Raw genomic sequence first — 12118 nt, 5'->3', positions numbered from 1 at the left:
GGCCGAAAGGGTCGACAACGGGGCGCGAATCGGCCCTCGAATGACCCGAATCACGCCGCAGTTGCCGCCATCTGAAAACTCGCGCATCTGCACTCGTCGCAACGAGCGTTGTGCAGACCTTCCCTAGGCAACGGAGCACCAGACACCATGAACCACGACCATAACGAAGCCCATGTGCCTTCTTTCTGGCGGCGCCCGGCCGGCATGGCGCTGGCAACGGCTGCCTTGATCGCGGGCTTCTACCTGCTGCGAGAGCACTGGGGCCATGTTATGGGCTTCTGGCCCTATCTGTTGTTGCTGGCCTGCCCACTGATGCACCTGATGCATGGAAATGGTCATGGAGGACATGATCGGCACCCGCAGGCACCCGGTCGCGCACAGGACGACAAGCAGTAGGCCCATGGACATGAGCACACACCAGCACCACAGCAGCCACACCCCACCGACCGTGCCCGCGTCGCCCACCGACCTCAAGGACCCGGTGTGCGGCATGAAGGTCACGCCGCAGTCGGCACACACGCTGAAACACGAGGGGCGACCCTACTACTTCTGCAGTGCCAAGTGCCAGGGCAAGTTCGCGGCGAACCCGCTGCAGTACCTCGTGTCCACGGCACCAGCGGACTCTGCGCCAGCCACCGCCGGCACCGTCTACACCTGCCCGATGCACCCAGAGATTCGCCAGGACCATCCGGGCAACTGTCCCATATGCGGCATGACGCTGGAGCCCTTGCTGCCGGAAATCGAAGACGACGACAACCCGGAGTTGCGCGATTTTCAGCGCCGCTTCTGGTGGACGCTGCCACTGACCGCCGGGGTGTTTGTGCTCGCCATGTTTGGCCACCGCCTCCAGTGGATGGACATGTCCGCGCAGAGCTGGGTCGAGCTCCTCTTGTCCATTCCCATCGTGCTGTGGGCGGGTTGGCCGTTCTTTTCTCGTGGCTGGCAGTCGGTGATGCATCGCAGTCCCAACATGTGGACCTTGATCGGTCTTGGCACGGGGGCCGCGTTTGTCTACAGCGTGGTCGCGACGGTCGCGCCACAGGTGTTCCCGGATTCGTTCATTTCCATGGGCCGCGTCGCCGTGTACTTCGAGGCGGCCGCCGTGATCATTTCGCTCACGCTGTTGGGCCAGGTGCTCGAACTCAAGGCCCGGTCGCAGACCTCGACGGCCATCAAGTCGCTGCTCGGATTGGCTCCCAAGACGGCCCGCCGCATCCGCGCCGACGGCACCGAAGAGGACGTGCCGCTGAACCATGTGCATGTGGGTGACGTGCTGCGCGTGCGCCCCGGCGAAAAAGTGCCGGTGGACGGCGAGGTGACCGAAGGCGGCAGTGCGGTCGATGAATCCATGCTCACGGGCGAGCCGATGCCGGTGGCCAAACGGGTGGGCGACAAGGTGATTGGTGCCACGCTCAACACCAGCGGCGCGCTGGTGATGCGCAGTGAGCGCGTGGGCGCGGCCACCATGCTGTCGCAGATCGTGCAGATGGTGGCCCAGGCACAACGCTCCCGGGCACCGATGCAGCGCATGGCCGACGTGGTGGCGGGCTACTTCGTCGTCACGGTGGTGGGCATTGCCTTGCTGACATTCTTCGGCTGGGGGCTGTTCGGCCCCGAGCCGCGCTGGGTGTTCGGCCTGATCAACGCGGTGGCGGTGCTGATCATTGCCTGTCCCTGCGCCCTGGGTCTGGCCACTCCCATGTCCATCATGGTCGCGACCGGTCGGGGCGCCACGCATGGCGTGCTGTTCCGGGATGCCGCGGCGATCGAGAACATGCGCAAGATCGACACCCTGATCATCGACAAGACAGGCACATTGACCGAAGGTCGCCCGACGTTCGATCGCGCCATTCCCGCGACCGGTTTTGACGCCGACGAGGTGCTGCGCCTGGCCGCCAGCCTGGACCAGGGCAGCGAGCACCCGCTGGCCGAAACCATCGTGCGTGCCGCCCGCGAACGCGGCATGGTGCTGGACAAACCCGAGAACTTCGAGTCCGGCACGGGCATCGGCGTGCGTGGCCAGGTGGCTGGGCGCCAGCTGGCGCTGGGCAACACCGCGCTGATGGAGCAGATGGGTGTCTCGGTCGCGGCGATGGTGCCGCAGGCCGAGGCTCTGCGCGCAGAAGGTGCCAGCGTGATGCACTTGGCGATGGATGGCCAGTTGATGGGCCTGCTGGCGGTGTCCGATCCGGTCAAGGCGAGCACGCCCGAGGCCTTGGCAACCCTCAATGCATCGGGGCTGCGCATCGTGATGGCCACCGGTGACGGCCTGACCACGGCCCAGGCAGTGGCCACCCGCTTGGGCATTGACGAGGTGTATGGCGAGGTCAAGCCGGCCGACAAGCTGCTGCTGGTCGAGCGCTTGCAGAAGGAAGGTCGGGTGGTGGCGATGGCCGGTGACGGCATCAACGATGCGCCGGCACTGGCCAAGGCCGATGTGGGCGTGGCCATGGGAACCGGGACCGACGTGGCGATGAACAGCGCGCAGGTGACGCTGGTCAAGGGCGATCTGCGCGGGATCGCGATCGCGCGGGCGCTGTCCGAAGCGACCGTGGGCAACATGAAGCAGAACCTGGTGTTTGCCTTTTTGTACAACGCGCTGGGCATCCCGATTGCTGCTGGCGTGTTGTACCCGTTGACGGGTTGGCTGCTGTCGCCCTTGATTGCTGCGCTGGCCATGAGCCTGAGCTCGGTATCGGTGATCGGCAATGCGCTGCGGTTGCGTAACCGATAGCGGACGGACTCACTGCACAAGAGGGCATGCGTCATGGACATCCTTGCGCACGGACTGTGGGTGGGCCTGGGCGCCGCGGCCTGGCACCGGCACCGGCCGCTGGACCGCCGCACCGTCGGGCTGGCGGTGGGCCTGGCGGTGTTGCCCGATCTGGTCCAGCTTGCGCCGCTGGTCGCACTGACGCTGTCGTCGTCTGAGGGCTGGCGTGTGCTGCTGGCCTATGCCAATGCGCTGCCCGGGTACGAGCCCCCAATGTCGCCGCTGCTCGCCGGCCTGACCCACCACCTGCATTGCGTGATGCATAGCGCGCTGGTGGCGGGGGCCGTCACAGGGGTACTCTGGCTTTGGCTGGGCAGCTTCTGGTTGCCGCTGTTGGGTTGGTGGTCCCACGTGCTGATCGACGTGTTCACCCATTCGGCCGATTTTTATCCATCCCCGGTTTTCTATCCGGTGACCTACTGGGGGTTTGATGGCGTCGCGTGGAACAACACGTGGTTCATGGTGATGAACTATCTGGCCATGGTGATCGTTTTTGCATTGATCTTCCGTCGCAAGTAAAAAAGCCACCCAAGACAGGGTGGCCGTCTTCACGCGAGTGACGCCATCAGTTTTGATGACCCTTGCGCGCCAGGTAGTCGAGGCGAGCGACTTCGTTGCCCACCGTGCTGATCTTCTGACCATCCACCGATTGAACGACCTCTCCCTTGGCGAGGAATGAGGTCCGTCCGAACTGGTTGGCTTTGGCCATGTTCCCGTCTTTGAATACGTACAGCGTCTCACCATTGACCAGCGGGATGGTCTGCTTGACCTCGGATTGAGCCGCATCCATGGCAAAAGCCGGGAGGGTTGCGGCGAGTGAAAGGACGAGGACGTTGAACTTGCGAATCATGGTTGCTCCTGAAAGTTTCACGTTGATCGGGTGATGCAACGAGGTACCGTGTACAGGTGCAATGTAGTGACGGGCGGGTGACCGCAGGCTTGCCTTCCGATGACAGTTTTGATTGCTATTTGTCTGCGAACCTGCCGCCCCTGGTGATTGATGTGGCTGCTGAACTGGTCAGCGCGGCTGGAACGCAATGATCCCCATCCCCAACGCAGCCACTGCCGCACCGGTCACATCCCAGGCTGAAGGTCGGACACCATCGACTGCCCACAACCACGCGATGGCTGCACCGATGTACACCCCGCCGTAGGCCGCGTATACCCGCCCCGAGGCCGCATCGTGCAAGGTCAACAGCCACGCGAACAGCGCCAGACTGGCCGCCGCAGGGAGCAGCAGCCAGATTGAACCGCCCTGGCGAAGCCACAGCCAGGGCAGATAACAGCCCACGATCTCGGCCATGGCGGTGGCGACGTACAGCAAAAAAGGGGTATTCGTAAAAGCGGGTGGGCGCCAACAATGGGCTGATGTATGTCACGCCAGCCAGAAGTCGTAAAACAGTGTTGCAAACATTGTCGCTTCACTGTACAGTTACGCTATCGAAAATCGTAAAGTCTTGTTGTTCGGGAGGTGACTGTAATGACTTCTAGAGATGTTGAATCGGCACTCCTTGCCCGATGCTCTGCCGTCGCTCGGGAAGCCACGCAAGCGGCTCAAGATCAGCGAGAGGCTAACGTGTTTCAGTTGGCGGCAATGGTTGTTCAGTCGCAGTTTCCAGCCGAGTCGAAGTGCTTGACGCAAGCGAGCGAAAGGTACTTCGCTTCACATCCGAACGAGCGACTGGCCTCGGCTGAGGTCGTCAGGCGAGGTTGGGTGATGAGCTTGCCACGTTTGCGAGACATGCTTTCGCGTCAACTGCAATGGGGCTGAGGCGATGCCAGCAAGTCCTGTATTCCATACGCGAACCGCACTTGCCGAAGGACTGCGAGAGTTATTCAAGCAGCTTGAAGAGAGGCTCTCGCTCCGCAGCCCAGTGAATGTCTATTTGGCTGGGGGCATGGCCGTCCATCTCTATACGTCAGATCGTGTCACAACGGATGTTGATGCCGAGTTCGGTGCCCGTGTATTCATCCCTAACGATTTGATCGTCGATGTTACGTTGGAGGATGGGACTCGCGAGGCTGTCCATTTTGACACCAATTACAACTCGACCTTTGCTCTGATGCACGAGGACTATACCGACGATGCTATCCCCTTGGATATGGGGATAGAGCATATTCGGCTTTACGTCCTCTCCCCCCTTGATTTGGCTGTCAGCAAGATTGCCCGGTTTGCCGACAATGACAAGGATGATATTGCTGCTTTGGTTCGGCTCGGCCTGACGAGTGCCGACGAGATCGAGCAACGCGCCACAAGTGCTTTGGCAGGCTATATCGGCGGTCAGGCCATGCTGAAATTGAATCTGCGGGATGCTGTCGTATTGGCTCGCGAGGTCGAAAGCGAGCGGATCGCGGCCCTGCGATTGGCAGAACTGCCTCGTCTGGAAAAGCGTGCAGGAGCGGCACTCACCTTCTGGCAGTACGCCACCGAAGCCATCAAGACACATGGCCACGATGGCGTGAACTGGGCCGATGTCGAGCGAAAGGCCATCGTCGAAAGCATCGCGGAGCATGGGCAAGAACCTTCGGAAGTTGCGGACGTGATCTGCCAGCACAGTCCGGGTGCTGTGTCGAAGGCAAAGCAAGACGATGTGCGTGCCTTGGTTGACAGGTTTGCACCTGAACTCCAAGCGCAATATGCCAAGGCGCGAGGCGAGAAAGGGTGCGAGCCATGAAGTTCCCCGGAGCCAAACGCCGCCCTCCTTTCGTGACGTTGCCACGACACAAGCGCAGCCACGAGGTCATTCGCCTCAAGGGCAAGATGCGCCGCGATGCAGCCGAGTACGGTGGCCGGTTCACCAGCCGCCTCGTGCTGAATGAGCCGGGCCGCCCCGACCTGTACAACCAGTGGTTTGACTTCTACTTTCCGGGCACGGATCGGTTCACGATCTGGAACGCCAGTTTCGTGACCGCCCGCAAAGCATTCTGGGACAAGGCTCATGACCTCGCGCACACCCGCGTGGGCGCGATGCTGACACCGGAAGAGCGAGAAGAGAACTCCAATTGGGAGTTCGTACCAGCACAGCGCTCAAGCACCGGAAAAATCCTCACCTACAAACTGGCCGAGCGCGAAGAAATGCGCTTCGAGCAGTTTGGTGGTCTGACCTTTCATGAGCAGTGGCGCAAGCTGGAAGCAGAGATTGCGCGCAACGAGCCGCCCGTGATCCATGAATCCTTCAAACTCGACCGCAGCTACGTCTACGGCATCGGCTTGAAGATCGTGCTTGATGCGGATGCCATCAATCAGGCATCTATCGAGGCCGCCATTGATCGCTTCATCGAGCTTGGCGAAACCGATTGGGTATCGCCTGAACCCGTGCCTCGCGACCGTTTGCCTGTCGTGAGCGAGCACGAGGCATTGGCGACCGTCACCTTCCCAGCAGAGTAGATTGCAATGCCTGATATGAATAATTTGAATATGAATCTGAGCGCGGTAAGGCCACCCATCGCGTTTGCAGCGAAGAACGCACGCTTCGTCTCCAATTTCCCGCAAGGGTCGGATGAACTCTGGATGGCAGACTTGAAAGCGTGCCGCCACGATGTTCAGTGCGAGGTGTTCGAGGACATCCTATTTGTCGAGTCCAATGGCACGGCTTTCATCTATGGCATCGAATTCGAGGATGGATGCCCGAAGGGCTTGAAGCCGGAATTGGCGCTGAAACAGCAATCCTTCATTCAGTTTCTCCGTGACGAAACGCGCCGGGACAACGATGCCCTTGGGCTGGCCGCCCTGATTTTCACCGGCCATGAATACTCGACCGAAGGCAAGGCAACGGCTGCGTACATCGCTGCACGGAACACTTCGCTAGTAATGGGCGTCGGGTATCGCAACAACGACGGCAAATACGAGTTGATCGGGATTGATCCCGAAGAAGATAGCTGGCTTGAGTCAGCCCGTTCCATTCTCCCTTTTGACGAGCTTTGTCATCCGGGATAGGGCTAATGGGACTGTCCGTCGCGAAAGACGAGCTTTACTACATCTACGTCCTCCGGGTGGAGGGAAACGGCTGGTATGTAGGCTCGACACAGAGCTTCGAGCGCCGAATGCGCAGCCATTTCGGCAAGGGCGGTGCTGTGGCAACCAAAGAGCGCCGGGCGCTGGAGATTGAAGAGGTGTTTGAGCTTCGCGACTACCAGATTCGCACAGATTGCGCACACGAGCGGGCCGAGGTTCTGATCGCGCAACGCTATGCCCAGTTGTACGGCATGAATTCTGTGCGAGGCGCAAAGCATGGCAAAGGATGGAATGACCAGCCTTCGCCGGGCAACCTGCGCGACATTGAGCGTTACAACAAATTCGCGACCTCGATAGAGGGCGAACGTCTATTGGCCGCGTTGCGCCGCATAGACCCATTGACACTTCTGCCCGACAGGCTCAATGGAGCACTGACCGGCCTTGCTTCTACCCCTGCGCCCATTTCAACCACCTGACCCAATCATGCTCGGATACTGGATCGTCGTCTCAACGCAAACCCCCGAAGAACGGGACGCCATCATCGACCGCAAGAAGTCAGTGCTCGCGGAATGGGAAACCGGCGTTGGCGGCATTCGCTGGCTGGAAAAGCTGGTCGAGGAAGGCAAGGCCACCAAGCTGCGCGGTGACGGCTATCCGAACCGCTACACGTCCACGGCAAACATCGTGCTGCCGCTCATCACGGGTGACGCAATCAAGCCTGCTGACGACGGCATCTGGGTGTTCGGCATGGATGAGGGCGAAGAGTACACCCAGCCTCCCGGCTGGATGGGCAAGGTCAACCTGCGGCCCGAGCGCATCCGTACTTGCCCGACCGATGCGGCGCTGACCATTGACGCTTGGGATCAGTCGTAACTCCATTCAACAACCACAAGGGAAATTCATGAAGAAGAACATCGCCATCCTCGCCGCCCTCGGCACTGTTGCTCTGGCCGCCTGCGGCAGCAAGACCGACGCCAACGAAAAGAACTTCGGCGCGGCCATGAGCCAGTATTTCGACAAGAAGGGCGACCTGTGCCTGAACACCAAGCGCTGGCCGGTTGACCTGTCCGAGATGGACTTGCGCCTGCAAAAGACCATGCAAGCCGGGAGCGCCAACCAGATGGCCGCGCTCGAAGCCGCTGGCTTGGTCAAGGGCGAGGACACCGAGGTGGACATCATGGGGATCATGGGTAAGCCCACTGGAGCCAAGGCCAAGATAAAGCGCTACACCCTGACCGATGCGGCCAAGCCCTTCGCGCAAGAGAAGGAAGTCGCCTCCATCGGCCTAAACGGCAAGACCACCGAGAAGCAAACCGATCTGTGCTGGGGCAAGAAGGCACTGGACAAGATCGTGAAGTGGGAAGGCCCGATGAAGTTCGGCGACTATCAAGAGGCAGGCATCACCTACACCTACAAGGTCAACAACGTCGCCGACTGGGCCAAGAAGCCCGAGGTTCAAGCCGCTTTCCCGGTGGTGAAGAGCATCCTTGACGGTGCTGGCAGCAAGGAGTCCAAGCACGCAATCAAGCTGACCAGTCAAGGCTGGGAGGCAAAGGGGTTGGATTGAGATTCGGCCATGTTTGAAGGTCGTTTCGACTGTGACATACGTCTGCGTTCAGCCGCCGACTTTGGCGTGCTCTGCACTGCTGTGGCCGATGTCTTGGCCTTGTCGGCACCTGCACCAATTGAGGCTGAGACATTCTGGCTTCCGCGAGGCCAGAGTTGCAGCCGACAAGTGACATCGGCAGGGGTGCTTGCGGAGATCGAGTACGTCACAACGGATCGCATCCCTTGTGGCCGCGATCCAGTTCACGTCACCTTTACCGGCAAGCTGCATCGCGATGCGATAGATGCCTTTCTCGCCACCCTCGGAGCGGTCATAGAAGCCACAACTGGCGAGTTGAGGAACTATGAAACGGGCGACCCGGATGCAGAGTACGAATCCATCGTGTTCGGTGGCACGCCGGAGGGGCGTGAGGCGCTTCGGCTCGCGAAGGCTGTCGAAGCTGCCGAAAGTACCGCAGGCGTGGTGTTCAGTGACGACGAGCGGGCACGCATGTCTCGATTGATCCGAGACGCCCAACTCAGAACAAAGTCTCACTGATGAGGCGATAACTAATGCCCGCCAACATCCTGAACCTCCCGCAGTACCGCGTGCTGCGCGTGCAGGAAACCGACCACGACTACCATGTCACCGCCGAGCCGGTGGAAGTGACTGCTGCCTGCCCGCATTGCCAGTCCGACCGCCTGAACTCGTGGGGAACCCGCGAGCAGGTGTTCAAAGACCTGCCCATGCACGGCAAGCGCGTGGGCATTTACATCGACACCAAGCGGCTGCGTTGCCAAGCCTGCGGCAAGACCTTCTCGCAAGCACTGCCGCTGCTGGCCGAGAACCGGATGATGACCGACCGACTGGTGAAGTGGATCGGGCAGCAAGCACTGAAACGCACCTTCACCTCGCTGGCCGACGAAACCGGCGTGGTCGAAGGAACGATCCGCAACATCTTCCGCGACTACATCAACGAGCTTGAGCAGACCGTCCGCTTCGAGACGCCGAAATGGATGGGCATCGACGAAATCCACATCATCAACAAGCCGCGCTGCGTCGTCTCGAACATCCAGAACAACACCATCGTGGACATGCTCCACAACCGAAACAAGGACACGGTGGCGAAGTACCTGTTCAAGATGCCAAACCGGGACAAGGTGCAGTACGTGGCGATGGATATGTGGACGCCCTACCGCGATGCAGTGACTGCGGTGTTGCCGGACGCCACCATCGTCATCGACAAGTTTCACGTCGTCAGGATGGCGAACGACGCTATGGAGAAGGCCCGCAAAGGGCTGCGGGCTGAACTGACACTGAAACAGAAGCGCGGGCTGATGCACGACCGCTTTGTGCTCTTGAAGCGCGAGCGCGACCTGAACGACCAGGAACGGCTGCTCATGGACGGCTGGACAAAGAACTACCCAGCTTTGGGCGAAGCCTACCGGCTCAAAGAGGACTTCTACGGCATCTACGAGGCCGGGACGCCAGAGGAAGCCATGCGGCGCTACGAGGCGTGGTACAGGGCAATATCGACCGAGATCAGACCCTACTTCGCCGACCTGATCCGCGCCTTCACGAACTGGCAGCCCTTCATCCTCAACTACTTCGAGCACCCCGTCACCAATGCCTACACCGAGAGCCTGAACAGCCTGATCCGGGTGATGAACCGGCTGGGGCGCGGCTACTCGTTCGAGGCGCTACGGGCCAAGATTCTCTTCACAGAGGGCATCCATAGCCGAAAGCAGGCACGCCCCAAGTTCGAGAGAAAGCGTGCGTCGGAGCCTGTCGAGATGGGCAGAGCGTTGCCAGATGACGCGATGGGCTATGGACCGCCCGTGCTTGAGAAGGTGCGGGCAATGAAGCCTCCGAAGGAGGCTGACCAACACAAGGCACCACCGCCGCCCAAGAACTACGGAGCGGACATTTCAACACTCATCCGCATGATCGAGGCAGGAGAGCTTTGATCCCGTTTCAACCCACTTTTACGAATAGCCCAAAATATCTGATCGACAAACGCCTGAGGCCGAGGCATCTATTGTGGCCGCTCAGCAATATGCGCGTTTTAAAAGCTTGATGTTGTCAATAGCCGCTCTACTAAGGAAGGCGCAGCGTGATAACAGTTTTTCCTCTGAAGCTGATTATGCAATCCTTCAGAGGATTCTTAAAGATATAGGTCGTGATACAGCAGAGTTATTGCAGTCAAATGTACCTGCAGCTATTGTTGAAATAGCTGAGGTGATGAGTAAGCAGAGTGAAACCTCTCTTTTGAGTCAGTCAAGACGTTATTACGAATACGCCTTATCGTCTTTGTTCTATGATTTGGCCACTGTCGAGGTCGTGCTAGAGGGCTCTTCCTCAGGTTCTTTGCACGACCCTGGCATGCACAGACGCCTAGTGCTTCTTCGTTTGCTTCATGGGCTGTATTCGCTTGTCAAAGATATTGATGATTTGATTGTAGAGGCCAACTCCCATGAGAAGGTTATGGAAAGCCTCTCTGAGTTTGGTGTTAAGTTCCTGTTGCGAGCCTTGCAAGTTGCGCAAATTAATAGGGGTATATGGCTGGGCAATGACTTTCAGAATTTCCGAAGGGCAATTCTCGAGAATATTGATTTTGCTGGGTCGCTTGAATGCAAACCACTTGAAGTGGTTGATGAGCAATTTGGTGAAAATGGTGTTGGAGCAGGCGGTTTGTTCTTGGCGTTGCATGAATCTGGGCATGCGGAAAGCGTCTCCTATCTGATGCGTTTGCTCAAGAGGAAGGGGTACAACCCACTGTGTTTCATGGTTGGTGAGGAGGGGTGGAGAGATGCTGCCGAGTCGGCCTCTCGCGAATCTGTGCCAATTTTCTTTGTCAGTGACAGTGTCGAATCACGTATTCTCGAGGTTAAGAATTTTATTGATAAGAAAAGATCTGGTGATAAAGAAAAGAGTTGGACGAATGTTGTGATTGTTATTGATCAGGTCGATCAATTTTTAGCTGTTGCGTCAAATAAGTATCTGTCGATGGGTGATTCCTTTGATCTCTGGTGTGGCTTTTTCGCGATTAATCATTTTCTTGAGTCGTTGCGCAATGATAGGCGCGATTTGGAGGCTGTGAGAAGAGTTTCAAATGCAAAAATTGATAATGATGAGAATTTTAGATCAATTGAGCGTGCTGTAAATTATGCGAGAAGTTCTTTGCCCAAGTTTCAGGTCAAGAAAATGCCGGGAGGCGATCGTGGGGAGTTGGTCGTTGAGACCCTAAAAAAGGGGGGTATCAAGGCAGGCCTTGTTGTTGATGAGTCTGTCTCTTTGAAGTGTTGGTATTCGGCTTGCAATGATATCTTGTCGATATATTGTGGCGATGTTGAGGATGGGTTTTTGCGAACTCTTTGTGAGCGACTGTTGCATAAAGAATTTCGTCTTAACTCCTTTGAGAGGACTGTTGCAACACTGGCGGAACGCCCTCTCTTGGAGAGGCCTATCTATGACTATGCTCCCGTCGTGGGCGGTTTATATGATCAACCCATTGATTTTCATTTCAATGCGGATGTAAAGATTTTTGGTGTGGCTTATCTGGACTCAAGATTTGTTGTGAATAAGACTGGTTTGGTGGAGATGCTTGCAGCAAAGAATTCAGTGTATTCCTTGTTTTGAGGTTTTATCGAATTTGTCATCTAGTAGGGTGCAACCTTTGGTTGGTTCACCACGTCAGAATTGTTGTTGCCTCCATAGATTTGAAACAAACGTGGCAATGATGAGACGACGAGATGGCTCGGTACGGATAAGCTTTTAAAGAAAAGGTGCTGGCCAGGTTGCTGCCACCGAACACGGCCTCACTAGAGGAGGTTTCTTGCGAGGT

Annotated in this window: 14 protein-coding genes; 12 read left to right on the top strand and 2 right to left on the bottom strand. The window is 58.1% G+C overall.

The features are described from left to right. The first annotated feature begins 147 nt into the window (after window positions 1-147). The 3 genes from ACFQNJ_RS16055 to ACFQNJ_RS16045 are packed head-to-tail and all read left to right on the top strand — an operon-like array spanning window position 148 to window position 3292. On the top strand, window positions 148-396 hold the full coding sequence (locus ACFQNJ_RS16055) for a DUF2933 domain-containing protein (RefSeq protein WP_374522561.1): 249 nt from the start codon (window positions 148-150) through the stop codon (window positions 394-396). 4 nt (window positions 397-400) lie between these two features. Further along, the gene (locus ACFQNJ_RS16050) at window positions 401-2734 is read left to right on the top strand and encodes a heavy metal translocating P-type ATPase (protein ID WP_382259371.1); all 2334 of its coding nucleotides are present in this window, start codon (window positions 401-403) and stop codon (window positions 2732-2734) included. Window positions 2735-2767: 33 nt separating this feature from the next. Then, on the top strand, window positions 2768-3292 hold the full coding sequence (locus ACFQNJ_RS16045) for a hypothetical protein (protein WP_382259369.1): 525 nt from the start codon (window positions 2768-2770) through the stop codon (window positions 3290-3292). A 46-nt stretch (window positions 3293-3338) separates the two neighbouring features. Here the strand turns inward: ACFQNJ_RS16045 and ACFQNJ_RS16040 are convergent, their stop codons facing one another. Together ACFQNJ_RS16040 and ACFQNJ_RS16035 are read right to left on the bottom strand one after the other, a co-directional pair. Continuing rightward, on the bottom strand, window positions 3339-3623 hold the full coding sequence (locus ACFQNJ_RS16040) for a CopK family periplasmic copper-binding protein (RefSeq protein ID WP_382259367.1): 285 nt from the start codon (window positions 3621-3623) through the stop codon (window positions 3339-3341). A 168-nt stretch (window positions 3624-3791) separates the two neighbouring features. Continuing rightward, window positions 3792-4097: a YnfA family protein gene (locus ACFQNJ_RS16035; RefSeq protein WP_382259365.1), complete on the bottom strand. Its 306-nt coding sequence runs from the start codon at window positions 4095-4097 to the stop codon at window positions 3792-3794. Between the two features lie 451 nt (window positions 4098-4548). Between ACFQNJ_RS16035 and ACFQNJ_RS16030 the strand changes: the two genes are divergently transcribed. The 9 genes from ACFQNJ_RS16030 (at window position 4549) to ACFQNJ_RS15990 (ending at window position 11913) form a co-directional block, all read left to right on the top strand. After that, complete coding sequence (locus tag ACFQNJ_RS16030) at window positions 4549-5448, top strand: DUF6036 family nucleotidyltransferase (protein ID WP_222935263.1); 900 nt, start codon at window positions 4549-4551, stop codon at window positions 5446-5448. After that, entirely contained in the window at window positions 5445-6161 is a 717-nt protein-coding gene (locus ACFQNJ_RS16025; RefSeq protein ID WP_382259363.1) for a hypothetical protein, read from the top strand. Before ACFQNJ_RS16030 ends, ACFQNJ_RS16025 begins: the two co-directional genes overlap by 4 nt. A 30-nt stretch (window positions 6162-6191) precedes the next feature. After that, window positions 6192-6710: a hypothetical protein gene (locus ACFQNJ_RS16020; protein ID WP_079437262.1), complete on the top strand. Its 519-nt coding sequence runs from the start codon at window positions 6192-6194 to the stop codon at window positions 6708-6710. Window positions 6711-6715: 5 nt separating this feature from the next. Beyond that, a complete protein-coding gene (locus tag ACFQNJ_RS16015) occupies window positions 6716-7204 on the top strand; it encodes a GIY-YIG nuclease family protein (RefSeq protein WP_074585524.1) in 489 nt (162 codons plus the stop codon). 7 nt (window positions 7205-7211) lie between these two features. Beyond that, window positions 7212-7601: a hypothetical protein gene (locus tag ACFQNJ_RS16010; RefSeq protein WP_074585525.1), complete on the top strand. Its 390-nt coding sequence runs from the start codon at window positions 7212-7214 to the stop codon at window positions 7599-7601. 28 nt (window positions 7602-7629) lie between these two features. Continuing rightward, on the top strand, window positions 7630-8295 hold the full coding sequence (locus ACFQNJ_RS16005; protein WP_074585526.1) for a hypothetical protein: 666 nt from the start codon (window positions 7630-7632) through the stop codon (window positions 8293-8295). 9 nt (window positions 8296-8304) lie between these two features. After that, entirely contained in the window at window positions 8305-8832 is a 528-nt protein-coding gene (locus tag ACFQNJ_RS16000; RefSeq protein ID WP_143008605.1) for a hypothetical protein, read from the top strand. A 50-nt stretch (window positions 8833-8882) separates the two neighbouring features. Then, window positions 8883-10241 (top strand): ISL3 family transposase, encoded by a 1359-nt coding sequence (locus tag ACFQNJ_RS15995; RefSeq protein ID WP_382259360.1) that lies wholly within the window; start codon window positions 8883-8885, stop codon window positions 10239-10241. A gap of 73 nt (window positions 10242-10314) precedes the next feature. Continuing rightward, complete coding sequence (locus ACFQNJ_RS15990) at window positions 10315-11913, top strand: hypothetical protein (protein ID WP_382259358.1); 1599 nt, start codon at window positions 10315-10317, stop codon at window positions 11911-11913. Window positions 11914-12118: the final 205 nt, after the last annotated feature.

Source organism: Hydrogenophaga bisanensis (genome assembly GCF_042665135.1).
GTDB lineage: Bacteria > Pseudomonadota > Gammaproteobacteria > Burkholderiales > Burkholderiaceae_C > Hydrogenophaga > Hydrogenophaga bisanensis.
This window is presented reverse-complemented; position numbering and strand designations above follow the sequence as displayed.